This is a genomic window from Nocardia alba NBRC 108234 (genome assembly GCF_001612665.1).
GTDB classification, from domain to species: domain Bacteria; phylum Actinomycetota; class Actinomycetes; order Mycobacteriales; family Mycobacteriaceae; genus Nocardia; species Nocardia alba.
On record NZ_BDAX01000012.1, the window covers coordinates 56,040 to 71,975 of the forward strand.

15 protein-coding genes are annotated in these 15,936 nt (G+C 68.0%); 3 read left to right on the forward strand and 12 right to left on the reverse strand.

Translation table 11 applies throughout. The features are described 5' to 3' along the window. Nucleotides 1-107: 107 nt before the first annotated feature. The 7 genes from NA12_RS14280 to uraD all read right to left on the reverse strand — a co-directional run bounded on the left by NA12_RS14280 (nt 108) and on the right by uraD (nt 8,566). Nucleotides 108-1,331 (reverse strand): DUF6986 family protein, encoded by a 1,224-nt coding sequence (locus tag NA12_RS14280; RefSeq protein WP_084472778.1) that lies wholly within the window; start codon nt 1,329-1,331, stop codon nt 108-110. After that, a complete protein-coding gene (locus NA12_RS14285) occupies nt 1,328-4,369 on the reverse strand; it encodes a molybdopterin-dependent oxidoreductase (RefSeq protein WP_067450016.1) in 3,042 nt (1,013 codons plus the stop codon). Before NA12_RS14285 ends, NA12_RS14280 begins: the two co-directional genes overlap by 4 nt. A 105-nt stretch (nt 4,370-4,474) precedes the next feature. Next, nucleotides 4,475-5,326, reverse strand: a complete 852-nt coding sequence (locus NA12_RS14290; protein ID WP_443093714.1) for an FAD binding domain-containing protein — start codon at nt 5,324-5,326, stop codon at nt 4,475-4,477. Nucleotides 5,327-5,495: 169 nt separating this feature from the next. Continuing rightward, nucleotides 5,496-6,866, reverse strand: coding sequence for an 8-oxoguanine deaminase (locus NA12_RS14295; protein ID WP_067450019.1), 1,371 nt, complete (start codon nt 6,864-6,866; stop codon nt 5,496-5,498). Further along, nucleotides 6,854-7,759, reverse strand: a complete 906-nt coding sequence (gene pucL, locus NA12_RS14300) for a factor-independent urate hydroxylase (RefSeq protein WP_067450022.1) — start codon at nt 7,757-7,759, stop codon at nt 6,854-6,856. Before pucL ends, NA12_RS14295 begins: the two co-directional genes overlap by 13 nt. A 1-nt stretch (nt 7,760) precedes the next feature. Next, complete coding sequence (gene uraH, locus NA12_RS14305) at nt 7,761-8,078, reverse strand: hydroxyisourate hydrolase (RefSeq protein WP_067450025.1); 318 nt, start codon at nt 8,076-8,078, stop codon at nt 7,761-7,763. Beyond that, a complete protein-coding gene (gene uraD / locus NA12_RS14310) occupies nt 8,075-8,566 on the reverse strand; it encodes a 2-oxo-4-hydroxy-4-carboxy-5-ureidoimidazoline decarboxylase (protein WP_067450454.1) in 492 nt (163 codons plus the stop codon). The genes uraH and uraD overlap by 4 nt, the downstream gene beginning before the upstream one ends. Nucleotides 8,567-8,692: 126 nt before the next feature. Here uraD and NA12_RS14315 point away from each other — a divergent pair, with 126 nt between their 5' ends. Together NA12_RS14315 and NA12_RS14320 are read left to right on the forward strand one after the other, a co-directional pair. Further along, nucleotides 8,693-9,289: a nucleotidyltransferase family protein gene (locus NA12_RS14315; protein WP_067450028.1), complete on the forward strand. Its 597-nt coding sequence runs from the start codon at nt 8,693-8,695 to the stop codon at nt 9,287-9,289. A gap of 15 nt (nt 9,290-9,304) precedes the next feature. Beyond that, nucleotides 9,305-10,324: an XdhC family protein gene (locus tag NA12_RS14320; protein ID WP_067450030.1), complete on the forward strand. Its 1,020-nt coding sequence runs from the start codon at nt 9,305-9,307 to the stop codon at nt 10,322-10,324. A 1-nt stretch (nt 10,325) separates the two neighbouring features. Here the strand turns inward: NA12_RS14320 and NA12_RS14325 are convergent, their stop codons facing one another. The 4 genes from NA12_RS14325 to NA12_RS14340 all read right to left on the reverse strand — a co-directional run bounded on the left by NA12_RS14325 (nt 10,326) and on the right by NA12_RS14340 (nt 13,848). After that, entirely contained in the window at nt 10,326-11,390 is a 1,065-nt protein-coding gene (locus NA12_RS14325; protein WP_067450032.1) for an ABC transporter substrate-binding protein, read from the reverse strand. Nucleotides 11,391-11,456: 66 nt separating this feature from the next. Further along, complete coding sequence (locus NA12_RS14330) at nt 11,457-12,263, reverse strand: ABC transporter permease (protein ID WP_067450035.1); 807 nt, start codon at nt 12,261-12,263, stop codon at nt 11,457-11,459. Further along, entirely contained in the window at nt 12,260-13,051 is a 792-nt protein-coding gene (locus NA12_RS14335) for an ABC transporter permease (RefSeq protein WP_067450037.1), read from the reverse strand. The genes NA12_RS14330 and NA12_RS14335 overlap by 4 nt, the downstream gene beginning before the upstream one ends. Before the next feature lie 2 nt (nt 13,052-13,053). Further along, a complete protein-coding gene (locus tag NA12_RS14340) occupies nt 13,054-13,848 on the reverse strand; it encodes an ABC transporter ATP-binding protein (protein ID WP_243654754.1) in 795 nt (264 codons plus the stop codon). 245 nt (nt 13,849-14,093) lie between these two features. Here NA12_RS14340 and NA12_RS14345 point away from each other — a divergent pair, with 245 nt between their 5' ends. Further along, entirely contained in the window at nt 14,094-15,107 is a 1,014-nt protein-coding gene (locus NA12_RS14345; protein ID WP_067450041.1) for an alpha/beta hydrolase, read from the forward strand. A 62-nt stretch (nt 15,108-15,169) separates the two neighbouring features. Here NA12_RS14345 and NA12_RS14350 read toward each other — a convergent pair whose 3' ends face one another. Then, entirely contained in the window at nt 15,170-15,757 is a 588-nt protein-coding gene (locus NA12_RS14350) for a TetR/AcrR family transcriptional regulator (RefSeq protein WP_132369704.1), read from the reverse strand. Between the last annotated feature and the right edge of the window lie 179 nt (nt 15,758-15,936).

Here is a 15,936-nt window from a genome sequence, read left to right on the forward strand (position 1 = left end):
GGGCACCTCGTCGAAATTGCTGCGCCGGATGCGCGCCACCGAGCCCTCATCGACTCCGTGGCGCTCCCGTCGAGATTACCGGTATACCGCTATTTGCGGTGGGTGCCTCATGGCGTGCGCACCCGTCGAGCGGCGAGGTCGAGCAGCACATCACCGGTCAGATCCGGCGCCTTCGCGAGTAGTTCGGCCTCGGTGAACGCCCCGGCGCGCAGGCCGCGCAGCACGGTGCTCGCCAGGGCTTCGGCGGTGGCGGGCTCGTCCAGCACGCCTTCGCCGCGCCGGTCCAGGTAGGCGATCAGGCGCGGGACCGCCACGTCGGACGCGCTGCGGAAGAAGCCATAGGTGGCGAGCCAGCGGGTGATCAGGTGGCCGGGGTGCATGTCCCAGCCCTGGTAGTAGCCGCGGCGCAGGGCCCGCTCGACCAGGCGATAGTGGTTGGTCATGGCGCCCGTCGGATCGACGTCGGGAACGATCTGGGTCGAGCCGTCGCAGATCCACACCCCCGTCTGCGCGGCGGCGACCTGCATCACCGACTTGGCGTAGTCGGCGGCGGGATGGTCGAGGGCCTGATCGGTGGCCGCGATGCCGCAGGCGGCGGTGTAGTCGTAGGTGCCGAAATGCAGTGCGCTACAGCGGCCGTCGGCCAGCTGGATCATCCTGGCGATGGGCGTGGTGCCGTCGGGCGCGATGATCGCCTGCGGACTCTCGATCTGGAGTTCGAAGCGCAGCGACCGTTCGGGCAGGCCGTGGCCGCGCTCCAGCCCCACGCACAGATCGACGATGGCCGACACCTGTTCCGCGGCACGGATCTTCGGCACCGTGAACACGAATCCGGGCAGCGCGCCGCCCGCGCCGTCGAGGACGAGTTCGAGGGTGCGCAACGCGCGTCGGCGTTCGTTCGCGGCAAGCCCTTTCGTGCGAACACCGTACGAGCCCGGCGCGTCGGGCTGGTCGGCCCACGCCGCCAGCGCCTCGCCCGCAGCCTTGGCCGCCGCGTCTTCTTCCGCGTCGGCCCGGAACCCGTACCCGTCCTCGAAGTCGATGCGCAGATCCTGCACCGGCCGGTCGGCGAGTCGACGTCGCACCGCCGACAGCGATCCGGTGACATCGAGGCCGACGAGGAAGTCGGCGTGCCGATGCAGCAACTCCAACGCGGTGGCGCCCCACTCGGCCGGGGTGTGCGCGGTCACCCGGTCGGCCGGAACGTAGGCGGTGTGCACCGGTTGGACCCGGTCACCGACGCCGGGGTAGCGCACGCGCAGGTCGGCGTCGACGGAGTCGAGCACCGAGTCGATGCGGGCTCGAATATGTTCGGGCAGGCGAGTATTCACCCGGCGGTTCCTTCCCTGATGGCCCGCCACACCCGGTCGGCGGTCATCGGTAATCGGTCGGGGCGGACGCCGACGGCGTCGCGGATCGCGTTCGCCAGGGCCGGGGCCACCGGGTTGTAGGGGGACTCACTCATCGATTTGGCACCCAGCGGGCCCAATGCGTCACTCGTTTCGGCGAAATAGACCTCCGTGCGAGGCAGATCGGCGAACTGTGGAACGTGATAGTGGCGCAGTGTCCTGGTGGTCACGACACCGTATTCCGAGCGCATGTCCTCGTAGAGCGCGGTACCGAGAGCCTGCGCGACTCCGCCTTCCACCTGCCCGCGCAGCTGCACGGGATTGAGCACGGTGCCGGCGTCGGCGACCTGGATCGATTGCAGAATCCGCACCGCGCCGGTCGAGGGCTGGACCGCCACCCGGAACGCGTGGACATTGAAACTCACCGAGCGTGGGGTGCCCGCGTGGGTGCCGTGGGCGGTGAGCTCGCCGTCGGCGAGCAGCTGCGCCGCGCCGATCAGCTCGTCGCCGCAGCGCACGCCGTTCGCTTCGAGCAGGCAGTCGCGTTCGGGGTGACCGCTCACCTTCGCCGCCCTGGCCAGCAGCATCGCGTGCAGTTCGAGCGCCGCCGCGTAGGAGGCCTTGCCCGCGACCATGGTGCCGGTGGAGCCGAACGCGCCGGTGTCGTGGCCCACCACGTCGGTGTCGGACTGACGGATCACGATCCGCTCGGCGGTGGTGGCCAGGGCCGTCGCCGCGAGCTGGGCGTGCACCGTGGTGGTTCCGTTTCCGAATTCCGCTGTGCCGACGCCGATTTCGTATCGACCGTCGGGCAACAGACGCGCCGTGGCATCGGCGTGGTGTCCGCGCGGGGGCACGGTCGCGATCATCGCCACCGCCATGCCCTCGCCCACCTGCCAATCCGGGCCGGGCGCGCCGACCCCATTGCCACGAAGGAGCGCCCGCTGGGCAGTGTCGAGGCATTGGTCGAGGCCGTAGCTGCCGAAAGTCAGGTCGGACTCATCGATTTCGGCGGCGGTGAACTGATCGCCGGGAATCACCACATTGCGGCGGCGGAATTCGAACGGATCGATGCCGAGTTCGCGGGCCAGTTCGTCGATCGCCGATTCGACACCGAAGATCACCTGGCCGAGCCCGTACCCACGGAACGCGCCGGAGGGAACGTTGTTGGTGTACACCGCCTGTGCGTCGACCCGCTTGTTCGGGCAGCGGTAGACGGCCACCGATTCGCCGACCGAATGGAACATCACGCCCGCGCTGTGGTTGCCGTAGGCCCCCGCGTCGGCGAGCACGTCGACCGAGAGCGCGGTCAGGACCCCCGCTTCGTCGGCCGCCGCGGTGACCGCGACGCGCATCGGGTGACGGCAGGTGGCCGAGGTGAACTCATCGGTGCGGGTGAACTCGTATTGCACGGGATGCCCGGTGCGCAGCACCGCCAGCGCGATGAGGTCCTCGGCCAGCATCTCCTGCTTCGCCCCGAAACCGCCACCGACGCGAGTCGCGAACACCCGCACACGATCTCGATCCAGCCCGAACAGGTGGCAGAGTTCGTCGCGAACCAGGAACGGCACCTGGGTGCTGGAGCGAACGACGAGTCGGCCCGCGTCGTCGAGCCATCCGATCCCACCGTGGGTCTCCAGGTGCACGTGCTGCACGCGGGGCGAATTCCACACGCCGCTCACGACTTTCGCAGCCTTCTCGATGCCCGCGTCGACATCACCGACACCGCCGTGGATCTCGGCGATCAGATTGCGCCGCGCGTCGGCGATCCGTGCCGAGTCCGGCTTGTCGGCATGGAGCAACGGCGCGCCATCAGCCAGCGCCGCCGCCGGGTCGAAGACCGCGGGCAGTACCTCGTACTCCACGCGCAGCGCTCGCACTCCCGCGCGGGCGGCGTGCAGCGTCTCCCCCACCACCGCGGCTACCCGCTGCCCCGCGAATCGGACCATGTCGTCGAGCACGAAGGTGTCGTCCGGATCGTCCTCGCGCAGTTCGTGGCGAGCCGTGGAGAACGGGACTCGCGGTCCATCCATATGCGTCAACACCGCGAACACCCCCGGCACAGCACGCGCGGCGGCCACATCGATGGCGACGATCCGCGCATGCGCGTGCGGACTGGCCAGCACCGCCAGGTGCCACGGAGCCACCGGCGGCATCTGCTCGCCCGCCCCCGGCACCACGTCCATCGTGAACGCCTCCACACCCCGCACGATTCGCGCCCCCGCGGGCGCACCCACCCCGTGACCGATCTGTCCGGGCCGATATTTGCGCCGCATCACCCCACCGACCCGCGCCTGCGCCCTCACCACGGCGGACGCCCCGACCTGCGGCCCTTCTTCGGCCGAGACCGTGGTGACCTCACCTGCCAGGTGCCCGCCCACATAGGACTCGACGCCGGGCCCTGCCGCGACGATCGGCTCATCCGATCGCGCCGGCTCGTGATCTCGCGACCGCACGTCGTCACCGAAGGAATGCGGCGACCGACCAGCCGTGACGGATTCTTCCGAACCGCGCTGCGCCGAGTCGGCCCCGGTACTTGTGCACAATGACGCACAGGGTGCGGCCAAGGCATCGGCGATGGCGCGATAACCCGTGCAGCGGCACAGGTTTCCCTTCAGCAGTTCGGCTCGTTGCGCGTCGGCGATCGCGCCGGTGGTCGAGTTGTCCACAGCTGTGTCGGGCGCAACGGCGGCCAACCCCGACGCTGTCACCACCATTCCGGCGGTGCAGAAACCACATTGGAATCCGGCGTTCTCCACGATCGCGCGCTGCACCGAGTTCGGCCGGTCCGCGTCCGCGAGGCCCGCGGCCGTCGTCACCGCGCGGTTCGCGGCGCGGTGGGCCGGGATCAGGCAGGAGTGGACGGGTTCGCCGTCGAGCAGCACCGAGCAGGCACCGCAATCACCGGAGTCACAGCCCTTCTTGACCGCGAGCTCGCCGTGTTCGCGCAGCAACGTGCGCAGGCACTGCCCGGGGCGCGCCGTCGCGTCGACCGTGCGGCCGTCGATATCGAGCCTCATCAACCACCTCCGTGTTCGGCCGTCGCCACGTTGCGCTCACACGAACCGGCCATCGACCGGTCCGGTGCGCGCGCCGACGGGATGCTCCAGCACCAGGGCCGCGACTCACGACGCCTGCCTGAGTTCGGCGGCCACCTCGGCGGCCAGCAGCCCGGTCACATGCTCGCGCCAGTCGGGCGCGCCGTGTGGATCGTCGAACCACACCTCGCCCGGGATATCGGCCAGTGCGTCGTTCACCTCGGATGGCAAAGGGACGGAATCGAAGTCGAGGACGATCGGGCGAACCGTCGCCGCGGTGATGGTGATGGCACACCGATCGTCGACCGCACGCCGGCCCATCACCACCGACCCGGAACGCCCGAGCGGAGCCAAGGCGATCTTGCGAAAGCTGGTGCGCGCCACCAGGCTCGAGGTGGGAACCAGGAACGAGCGCACCACCGCACCAGATCCCAGCAGGTTCTCGCCCGGCCCGGTAACGAAGTCGCGCAGCGAGATTCGACGCTCACCACCGCCACGCGGCCAGATCACGGCGGTGGCGTCCAAGGCGACGAGCGCGCCCAGCACCGCTCCGGCCGGCAGCGACAGACACACATTCCCGCCGACCGTCGCCGTGCGCCAGATCTTGTGTGAGGCCAGCAGCGCGCGGCAGGACTCGGCGAACAGCGCGGTACCCGGCCACTGCGGCCACAGCGTGGACGTGCCGAGTTCCCGGCCGGGTCGGGCGCCGGCGAACTCCGCCAGCGTGCAGGTCGCGGCGATCTCCAGACCCCGCGCGGTTTCGGTCAGCGGCGCCCAGCCGAGGGTGGTGATGTCGATGAGCCGGTGCAGGTGATCGTGCGGTTCGGAGAACAGGAAAGTGCCGCCCGCCAGCACCGCGCTGCCCACGCCGACCTGCGCCAGATCGGCGCGTTCGCGGGCGAGAACAACCTCGGAAACAGTATCCAGATCCACGTTCACCTCGCTAACCTCACCGGCCACAGTAGGGGCCTGGAGTTGCCACGATGTTGCACGGAACCCGCGTCGGATTACGCCGCGGTTAACCCGGTGTACGCCATCCAGTGTGCGCCGGTCCGGGCAAAACCGCTGCTCAGCACGCCGATACCGCGTAAAACCGGCGCACACCGCGTCACGCACCGGCGAGCAGCGTCGCCTGCGCCCTCGCCACGTCGGCCCCGACCGCCGCCTCGTCCACCGTCAGCACGACATCGTCGCGAACCACCTCGCGCCCGTTCACCACCAATGCCGCCAGCGGCGGCGCCGAGCCCAGAACCAGCGCCACCACCGGATCCTCGATGCCCGCGTGCGCGGCGGTATCCACCCGCCACAACGCGAGATCCGCCAGCTTCCCCGGCTCGATGGACCCGATCTCGGCGGCGCGCCCGAGCACCCGCGCCCCACCCATGGTCGCCAGTTCCAGCGCCGTACGCACCGTCATCGCGCGCGGCCCGCCGATCGCCCGCGCGTACAGCAGGGCGTTGCGCGGTTCCTCGATCATCGAACTCGACTCGTTACTGGCCGCACCGTCCACCCCGAGGCCGACGGGCACCCCGGCCGCCACCAGGTCGGCGGTCCGCGCGATCCCGGCACCCAATCGGCCGTTGGAGGTCGGGCAGTGCGCGATCCCGGTCCCGGTGCGAGCCATCGCCGCGATCGCCGGGTCGTCGAGGTGCACCGCGTGGGCGTACCAGACGTCCTCGCCGAGCCAGCCGAGCCGTTCCATGTACTCGGCGGGCGTGCACCCGAATTTCTCCCGACAGAAGTCCTGCTCGTCGAGGGTTTCGGCGAGGTGCGTGTGCAGCCGGACGCCCGCCGAACGGGCCAGCGCCGCGGATTCGCGCATGAGGTCGGCGGTCACCGAGAACGGCGAGCAGGGAGCGAGCGCTACCCGCACCATCGCGTCGAAGGACGGGTCGTGCCAGTCCCCGATGGCCGCCGCGCTCGCGGCGAGGATGTCGTCGATCGACTCCACCACGGTGTCCGGCGGCAGCCCGCCCTTGCTCTGGCCGAGGTCCATCGACCCGCGCGCCGGGTGGAATCGCAACCCCACCTGCGTCGCCGCCCCGATCTCCGCGGCGAGCAGGTCACCGCCACCGCGCGGAAACACGTAGTGGTGATCCGACGACGTCGTGCACCCGCTGCGCGCCAGCGACACCAGCGCACCGGTGGCCGCGGTGCGCACCGACTTCTCGTCGATCCGCGCCCACACCGGATACAGCGTGGTCAGCCATTCGAACAGCGTGTTGTCGGCGGCCAGCCCCCGGGTGATCCACTGGTAGAGGTGGTGGTGGGTGTTGACCAGGCCGGGTGTGAGCACGCAACCACGCCCGTCGATCCGCGTGACCTCCGGACCGAACGCGGGCGGGGCGCCCGCGCCGACAGCGTCGATTCTGTTGCCGCGCACGGTGACCCAACCGTCGCCGAACTCGGTGCCCGCCGCGTCCACGGTCACCACCGCACAACCGTGGATCAGCAGGTCGGGCGCGCTCACGGCTGCCACGCGATGCCCGCGTCGGGCGCGTCCGCGCGCGCCAGGGTGGCGTGGATCGAGCCGTAGGGCCGGTCGGCCGCCCAGAACACCTCGCCCTTGTTCTCGATCTCGAACCGGGCGAGGTCGTAGTCGAAGTGGTGTTTGTTCGGCGCCGACAGCCGGATCTCGGCCAGCATCGGAAAGCGTTCCAGCGCGGCGGTTCCCATCGCGTACAGCGTCTGCTGTAGCGCCTTGGAATAGGTGGTGGCGAAGAGTTCGAGCAGGGTGGCGCGGATCCCGGCGTACACCTCGTCCCAGTCGAATCCGCCGGTCTCGGCGAACCGCCATTGGACGACCAGCGAGCTGGCCAGCACGCGATCGTGGGTCGGCGCGAGCGTCGTGTACTCGTCGGTGAGGAAGTCGGCGAACTCCGATCCGGTCGACTTGAGCAGCACCAGATCCTTGATCCCGCCGATCACCCACCGCCGCTGTCGCTCGCCCTTGCCCGCCACGGTCACCGCGGCCGTCCGGATCTCGGGCCCCTGACGCACCCAGGTGTGGTCATGTTCGGCACCGTCTACCGAAACACGCTGCCAGCCAAAGGAATCCACGTCGATACGCGCGCTCGACACCGGATCGACCGTATCGACGAAATGCTTACCCAGTGCGATCGCGTACTCCTCGATGGTGTCGAGGCCGGGCTTCTTCGAATACACGAAGGCCATGTGTTTCTGGGTGTCGGTGGGCAGAACGTGACTCTGGTCACCATCGGTGTAGGCCGCCTCGAAATCGCCGCGCAGCGCGGTGGAGACATTCACGTCGCGAATCTCGTGGCGCGCGTTTTCTTTGTAGAAACGCACAACCCGATTCTCGGCCTTTCCATATCGATGGTCGGTCAACACGATCGGACCAGTCAGTGCCATCTCAGCTCCCTCGGTAGGTGGAATACGCGAACGGCGACAGCAGCAGCGGCACATGCAGATGCGATTGCTCGCCCACCGTGAAAGCGACACAGACCTCCGGATAGAAGGTTTCGATGCCCTGCGCCGCGAAATAGCTGCCGGTGTCGAAGAACAGCCGGTAGTCACCCGCGTCCAGTCCGGCCGCGAGCGCACTCACCCGGCCGTCGGCGTCGGTGAGCGCCTCGGTGAGCCGCCGCTCACCGCGCACCAACCACACCGCCACACCCGCTGCGGGCACTCCGCGCACAGCGTCGAGAACATGGGTACTCACGCTCGTCACGGCGCCACCAGCCCCGCCAGGCGCAGCCGGTTGATCTTCGCCAACTCTGTCCGCATGACCTGCCTTTCCGTAGCCGGATCGTTGTTCAATCGCGTCAGCAAGATCGCCAGCAACTCCTCGCCGCCGCGACCCGCCGCGCAGACCAGATAGAGATGACCGAACTTCGCCTCGTAGGCGCGATTACCCTGCGCCAGCGCGGCGCGCACGTCCTCGCCCGCCACCCCGGCCTGCTCGCGCGCGGACGCCGCCGACGTCGGCCGGTCACCGATCCGCGGGTGACCGGCCAGCGCCTCGTCGATATCGGCGTCGTCGAGTCCGACCAGCCGTGCGTCGGCCGCCGCCAGCAGGGCCTCCGTGGTGGCATAGGGCCGCGCGGCCACGATCGCCCGTGCCCAGCGTGGCGCCGAGCAACAGGCGAGCAGTGCTTCTTCGGCGGTCTTCGCAGGTAGATCGTTGAAACCCGCGAGGCTCAACCCATCGCTCGTCATCGATCCAGCATCGCGCGATCCCCGGGCCGTCGCCACCGTTGTGCGGTCCATCACGTCGGCGTGTCGTCGTCGTCGCGCTTCCCTGCTGTCATCGACCGGCAACATTGCGTCATTACCTTCGCTCACATGCCCCCAGCCGACCGTTCCACGCACACCGCGTGCACGGGCATCGTCCTCGCGGCGGGTGCGGGCACGCGATACGGCAAACCCAAGGCACTCGCCGAGGACGGCGCCTGGCTGCGTTCGGCGATCACCGCCTTGCGCGAGGGTGGCTGCGATCCGGTGATGGTCATGCTCGGCGCGACCGGACCCGATCCGGGTGCCCTCGGACTGCCCGACGGCACCGCGTGCCGGTGGGTCGCCGACTGGGCTACCGGACTCTCCGCGACCGTGCGCGAGGGTCTGCGCGCCGCCACCGAGATCGGCACCCGGTACGTGGCGTTCCTCCCCGTCGACACCCCGGATGTCGGGGCCGATGTGGTCGCGCGCGTGCTCGCCGCGGCGCGCGCGAGCCAGAGCGGACTCGCCCGTGCTGTGTTTTACGACACACCCGGACATCCCGTTGTGATCGAGAACAAGCACTGGGAAGCCATTTCAGAGGTAGCCGTAGGCGATATCGGGGCCGGTTCCTATTTGGGCGGCCGACAGGATATGGTGTGCGTCACGTGCGCAGACTTGGCGACAGGGACCGATCGCGATTTCCCGGAAGTCGGCGCACGGTGATCGGAGTTGTGAGATATGCGCGATATCGTCGATGACCTTCTACGAGTGTGGCATTCGGGCCGTACGGGTGGCCTCGCCACCGTGGTCCGTACTATCGGCACCAATTCCCTGCCTATCGGCTCTTCGATGCTCGTCACCCCCAACGGTGGCGTCTTCGGATCCATTGCCTCCGGACGACTGGAGGAGACCGTCTACGAAGCGGCACTGGAAGCGGGCCGCACCGGCGCCCGGCAACTGCGTCGCTACAGCATGCTCACCGGTGTTGAATCGAGCGCCGACGACGGCACCCTCGTCGATATTTTCGTAGAACCGTTCTCCTGCCGCGACTTTCCCGAATTCCCCACCATCGCCGCCGATATCCAAGCCCATCGCCGGGTCACCGTATTCACCGTGGTGTGGAATCAGGATCCCGATGTCATCGGCCAGCATCTGGTCACCGATCGCAAGCACGCGACCGAACTCGTCGCACTGCCCGAGTCGGATCTGTTCGTCGCCTCGTACTGCCCGCCGCCGCGCCTGATCATCTTCGGTGCCAATGCCTACGCCGCCACGCTCGTCGCGCAGGCGCGAATGATCGGCTACCGGGTGAGCATCTGCGATTCGCGTCCCGAGTTCGCCGACCCGGCCTCGTTCCCCGGCGCCGAAGTGGTCGTCGACTGGCCGCATCGCTACCTCAACACCCTCGCGGCCGCGGGCGAGATCGACAACAGCACCGCGATCGTCGTGCTGGCCAACGAGCCGCGCTTCGAGATCCCGCTGCTCACCGTCGCCTTACGACTACCCGAGCTCGGCTACCTCGCGGCGCTGGGCACCCCCGCCGACCAGGCCCGTCGTCTGGAGGACCTGCGCGCGGGCGGCTTCGACGAGCCGACCCTGGCCCGCGTGCACGTGCCCGCGGGTCTGGAAGCGGGCCCACGCACTCCCGCCGAGACCGCCGTCTTCATCACCGCCGACTTCCTCGCCTCCCGCGCGGGCCTTCGCCTCTCCGCCCAGCGCGACTACGGGTCGAGGGCCGCCGTCGGCATGGCTATCTGATTCATTTCAGGCCCGGGTTCTCCGCGTACACCTCGCGCAGCACGGACAGGTCGAAGAGCTGCTCGGCCTTGATATCGATCTTGGCGGTGCGCAACGCGGCGATGTTCTGTTCGATCAGCGCGTCGGACATCGTCAGCAAGCCGTCGGTCGCTGTCGACGCCGACACGACCAGGTCGTTCTGCGCGACGGCTTCCTTCGTCTGCTCGGCCAGATCGAGTTTCAGGTCCTTGCCGTAGACCTCCACGGCGAGACGCGCGGACTCGGCGGGGTTGGCGACAGCGTCCTTCCAGCCCTTGATCTGGGCGGTCAGGAAGGCCTTGAGCTTGTCGCGCTCGTGGTCGATGGTGTGCTGGCCGACAGTCAATGTCTCAGCGACCAGTGGCAGGCCGAAGTCGGCGAACAGGAAGTGGGCGTTGGCGAAGCCCTTGGCGGCCAAGGTGATCGGCTCATTGGTCACATAACTCACCCAGCCGTCGACCTCGCCGTTGGCCAGCGGGGTCGGATCGAACTGCGCGGGCACCACCGTGACCTCGCCGGGGCTGATGCCGTTGGCGGCCAGCAGGGCGCTGAAGATGAGCTGATTGGTGTCCTGCACGCCGATCTTGCGACCCTTCATCTGCGCGGGCGAGGTGATCGGCTTGCCCGCGGCGCTCACGATCGCGAACGGGTTCTTCTGATAGGTCGCGCCGACGATCTTGGCGGGTAGTCCTTCCAGCACGGCGGGCGCGGTGGTCTGCGGCGCGGAAAGGCCGAGCCAGACCTTGCCGGTATCGAGACCGGCTTCCACCGACGTCGACGCCGCGCCACCCGCGACAAGATCTACCGCACCGAATCCCGCATCCTTGAAATATCCCCTCGAATCGGCGAAATACTCACCCGCGAATTCGATGTTCTTGATCCAGGACAACTGGATGGCGACCTTGCCGAATTTCGAGCCGTCGTCGGTCGTGCCGTTCGAGGAGGTGGCCGAACTACCGCCACAGGCCGCGAGCAGCCCGGCGCCGCCGAGCGCCGTGCCGGTCAATGCGGAAAAGCGGAGAAAGGAACGACGGTCGATACTGTTCATACGCAGAATGTAGATTCGCCACGTTTCGTTCTCTTTGCGGATGTGTTATTGGCGGCTGGTGCATTGCTACGCAACCGCATTCGGACCGAAGCGGGCCAGCACCAGGTTCTCGATTACGCCGACTATCGCGTACAGCAGTACCGATACCACGGTGACCACCACGATCGATGCCCACAGCCGGTTGTACTGGAACATCGGGATGGCGCGCACCAGGCTCGCGCCCAATCCTGTTCCACTGCCGAGCCATTCACCGAGCAGCGCGCCGATCAGCGCACCGGGTACCGAGATCCTGGCCGCGGCGAACACCGAGGGCAACGCGGCGGGTACCGCGACCAAGCGCAGCCGCGTCCACCGCGTGCCACCGTAGGCGGTCACCAATTCCATTGCCTGCCTCGGTGCTTCTCGCAGACCGGTCATGATCATCACCAGGGCCGGGAAGAACACGACGATGGCCGTCAGTGCCGTCACCCCCGCCGTCCCACGACCGAAGATCAGCACCACGATCGGGCTCAGGGCGACCAGCGGTACCGAACGCAACAGCATGGCGACCGGCATGAACGTCTGCCGCACCGCCGAATACAGCACGAACAGCGCGGCGACGGCGAGCGCGCCGAGCATCCCGACGACGAACCCCGACGCCGCGTCGACGAGGGTGATCGCGAGGTCGTCGATGATCGCCTGCCGCGCCGTCGCCGCGCCCGCCGAGGTGACCAGATAGGCCCAGACATCCTGCGGCGTCTTGCCCACTCGCGGCCCGATCTGCGGGAACAGGCGAAGAAACAGCGTCCAGATGACCAGCAACAGGATCAGCGAGGTCGCCAGCGGCAGCAGGAAGCGGCCGATCCGGCGCAAGACGGTGGTAGTACCCCTCATCGCGCGGCCTCCTCGGCGGTCGAGGTCCACGGCGTGATCAGTCGGGCCGTGCCCGCCACCAGCAGGTACCCCAGCCCGGCCAACGCGGCCGCGGCGATGGCCATGCCCCAGGTGCGCGGCACGTTGTAGGCGGTCTGCGCCGCGGTGAGCGCGACCCCGATCCCGCTGTCGACGCCGCCCAGATATTCACCGATGATCGCGCCGAGCACCGCCGAGGGCGCCGCGATCTTCAACGCGGCGAACGTATTCGGCAGCGCGGCGACGGCTTGCACCCGGTACAGCCGCTGCCAGCGGCCACCGCCGTACACCCGCACCAGATCCAGGCTCGCCGGATCGGCCGAGCGCAATCCGCTCACCGCGCCGACCATGGTGGTGAAGAAGCAGTACATCGCCGCGAGGAACACCGTGGGCGTGCGTCCGCCGAACACCACCAGGATGATCGGCCCCAGCGCCACCAGCGGCGTGCAGTAGCTCAGGATGGCCAGCTGGGTCGCGAGGGGTTCGATCCGCGGCACCAGCATGATCAGCGCCGCGATCGCGATGGCCAGCGCGTTGCCCCACAGGAAGCCCTGCGCGGCCCCGATCGCGGTGACCTGGAAGTTGGGCCCGTAGAGCTCCCACCCGTCCGACCACATGGTCGACAGGACCCGCCACGGTGACGGGATCGTCCCGCCCGCGATTCCGGCGGCGGCCAGCGCCCACCACAGCGCGACCAACACCGCCACACCGAGCGCACCGGCCATCCGGTCCGGCCGCGCCCACGCCGGAACACGAAGGGAAGTAGCCATATTCACGCGACCCCACCTCGCCCGAACAACAGTTCCGACAGGTAATCGCACAGCTTGTGGAATTCGGGGGTGCGCATCATCTCGGGTGCGCGCGGACGCGGCAGGTCGATCTCGACCAGTTCCAGTACCCGGCCCGGTCGCGGGCTCATCACCGCGACCACGTCGGAGAGGAACACCGCCTCGCCGATACCGTGGGTGACCATCAGCGTGGTCGCGGGCTTCTCGGTCCAGATGCGCAGCAGTTCGAGGTTCAGGCGCTGCCTGGTCATGTCGTCGAGCGCGCCGAAGGGTTCGTCGAGCAACAGCACCGACGGCTGCACGACCAGCGCCCGCGCGATCGAAACCCGTTGGCGCATACCGCCGGACAATTGCGCCGGCTTGGCCTTCTCGAACCCCTCCAGACCGACCAGCGCGATCAGTTCGGCGATCCGGTCCGGTTCGGCGGGCAGCCCCGCCACCTGCAACGGCAGCCGGATGTTCGATTCCACACTGCGCCACGCCAGCAACGCCGAATCCTGGAACGCGACACCGAGCTGGGCGGCGCCGCGCAATTGTCGCGGGGACAGACCGTTGATCCGCGCGGTACCCGCACTCGGTTCGTCCAGACCGGCCAGAATCCGCAACACTGTCGATTTGCCGCAGCCGGACGGCCCGAGCAATGACAGGAATGCGCCGGACGAAGTCCGCAAATCGACCGAGTCCAGCGCGTCGACGGTGGTGCGTCCCGCGGTGAAGGTCTTGCTCAACCCACTGATCTCGATCCCGGCGGTCACGCTACCGGGGATTTCCTTACCCATGCTCGTCACCATAAGAGCGGCTGGTTGCGGCGGCATTTCCGATTCACAGCCCAGATTGCGCCCCCGTAAACCATGCTCGAGGTCGCCATAAAAGTGAACCGGTAACGATTCGCTCATGTGAGAGGACATAGAGTGACGGAGGATCTGACAGCCCTGCGAGCGTCGAGCGCCTATGCTCTCGACGACCGGGGGAAGCACTGCGATGACGTGCCCGACAGGGCCCGTGGACTGGAACCGACTGTTCGATGAAGCTCTCTGCACTACGTACCAAGGCCGCGCTGCGCACCACCGCCGTGGCTTTGACCGCCGCATTGTCGGTGGCCGTCGTTGCCGGTGGTGGCGCCGCATCCGCCGAGCCCGAGAAGCCCTCAGCCGTGTCGTCGGTCGTCAAGGACGGACGCACCTGGCATCTGAAGGTGTACTCGGCGGCGATGAAGAAGGACATCACTGTCGACGTGCAGCGTCCCGCCGACGATTCGAAGCCCGCCCCCAACTTCTACATGTTCAGCGGCCTCGATGCCGGTGAGGGCACCGCGAGCTGGCAGGCCCAGACCCAGGCGCTGAGCTACCTGGCCGACAAGCACGTCAACGTGGTGCTGCCGATCGGCGGTCGTGGTAGCTACTACGCCGACTGGAAGCAGGAAGACCCGAAGCTCGGCCTGAACAAGTGGAGCACGTTCTTCACCGAGGAGCTGCCGCCGCTGCTCGACAAGACGCTCAACTCGACCGGCCTCAACGCGCTGGCCGGCCTGTCCACCTCCGGCACCTCGGTGCTGCAGCTGGCCGAGAAGAAGCCGGGACTGTTCAAGTCCGTCGCCGCCTACAGTGGCTGCGCGCAGATCGCCGACCCGCTCGGCAAGCAGGCCGTCAAGTTCTCCGTGGAGACCTGGGCCGGTGGCAAGACCGTGAACATGTACGGCGCGGACAACGATCCGGCCTGGACCGAGAACGACCCGGTCATCCACGCCGAGAAGCTGCGTGGCACCAACCTCTACATCTCCAGCGGTAGCGGCATGCCGACCAACGCGGATGTGGAGTACTACCTCAAAGACGGCCCGATGGGCGTGATCAACCTCGGGCTCGGCGTCGGTATCGAGGCGGCGACCAACGCGTGCAGCCAGAACCTGAAGGCCAAGCTGGACTCGCTGAACATCCCGGCGACCTACCAGTTCACCCCGATGGGCACCCACTACTGGCCGTACTGGGAGTCGGCGCTGCACGAGTCGTGGCCGCTGCTCGCCCAGGGCATGGGCATCTGATTTCCCACTGAGAAAGGGAGGCATCCGGATTCGGATGCCTCCCTTTTTCGCGCGGTCGGCGGCTAGTTGGTCGGTGCGACCGCGGTGCGTACCGTGAGCCCGGAGCGAATGAAATACGCGATCTCCTCGCAGATCTCGTCGACCGAGATCGCGTCGCCGGGAACGGTGGCGTGCACCATCTCCTGGGCCAGGGAATTCACGGCGCCGATTACCGCGAGGCCGAACAGGTGCAGGCTGCGCGATTCGGCTTCGCCACGTTCGGCGGCGCGCTGCGCTTCCCGGGTGAGCAGTGCCGAAATCGACCGCCGTTGCGCGCGCCGCCATTCCTCCACCACCGGGCTCACCCCGACGACCTCGACATAGAACACCCGCGCCGCCCGGCGATCACGGCAGGTCACCGCGAGGAACGCGCGGAAACTCTCCACCACTCGCACCACCAGCGGCTGTTCACTGGTGTGTTCCAATGCCTCGTCGAGGCGACGCAGCGCGGCCGTGTTCAACCGGTCGACAAGTGCGATCAGCAATGCCTCGCGGCTACCGATGTCTTCGTAGAAACTGCGGGTCGACACATTCGCGGTGGAACACAGTCGCTCGATCGAGGTCGACGAATATCCCTGGGTACCGAATAGTTCCAGCGCAGCGTCGGTCAACCTGTTGCGGCGTAGCGCGACTCGCTGCTGGCGCGACAATCCACCGTAATTACGACCACTATCGGTTACATCTACACGCCGAACCACGGATGCATGCTAGCGCGCGATCGACCGACAGCCGGGCGATTCGCCATTGTCACCGGCCGCGAATTCGGCTGGCGCATCGGAATTGTCGAAAC

Excerpts from the sequence above, each read along its gene's own strand:
- NA12_RS14285 (WP_067450016.1), bottom strand. The coding sequence starts at position 4,369 with ATGAGGCTCGATATCGACGGCCGCACGGTCGACGCGACGGCGCGCCCC.
- pucL (WP_067450022.1), bottom strand. The coding sequence starts at position 7,759 with ATGGCACTGACTGGTCCGATCGTGTTGACCGACCATCGATATGGAAAG.
- uraD (WP_067450454.1), bottom strand. The coding sequence starts at position 8,566 with ATGACGAGCGATGGGTTGAGCCTCGCGGGTTTCAACGATCTACCTGCG.
- NA12_RS14315 (WP_067450028.1), top strand. The coding sequence starts at position 8,693 with ATGCCCCCAGCCGACCGTTCCACGCACACCGCGTGCACGGGCATCGTC.
- NA12_RS14320 (WP_067450030.1), top strand. The coding sequence starts at position 9,305 with ATGCGCGATATCGTCGATGACCTTCTACGAGTGTGGCATTCGGGCCGT.
- NA12_RS14325 (WP_067450032.1), bottom strand. The coding sequence starts at position 11,390 with ATGAACAGTATCGACCGTCGTTCCTTTCTCCGCTTTTCCGCATTGACC.
- NA12_RS14330 (WP_067450035.1), bottom strand. The coding sequence starts at position 12,263 with ATGAGGGGTACTACCACCGTCTTGCGCCGGATCGGCCGCTTCCTGCTG.
- NA12_RS14335 (WP_067450037.1), bottom strand. The coding sequence starts at position 13,051 with ATGGCTACTTCCCTTCGTGTTCCGGCGTGGGCGCGGCCGGACCGGATG.
- NA12_RS14340 (WP_243654754.1), bottom strand. The coding sequence starts at position 13,848 with ATGGGTAAGGAAATCCCCGGTAGCGTGACCGCCGGGATCGAGATCAGT.
- NA12_RS14345 (WP_067450041.1), top strand. The coding sequence starts at position 14,094 with ATGAAGCTCTCTGCACTACGTACCAAGGCCGCGCTGCGCACCACCGCC.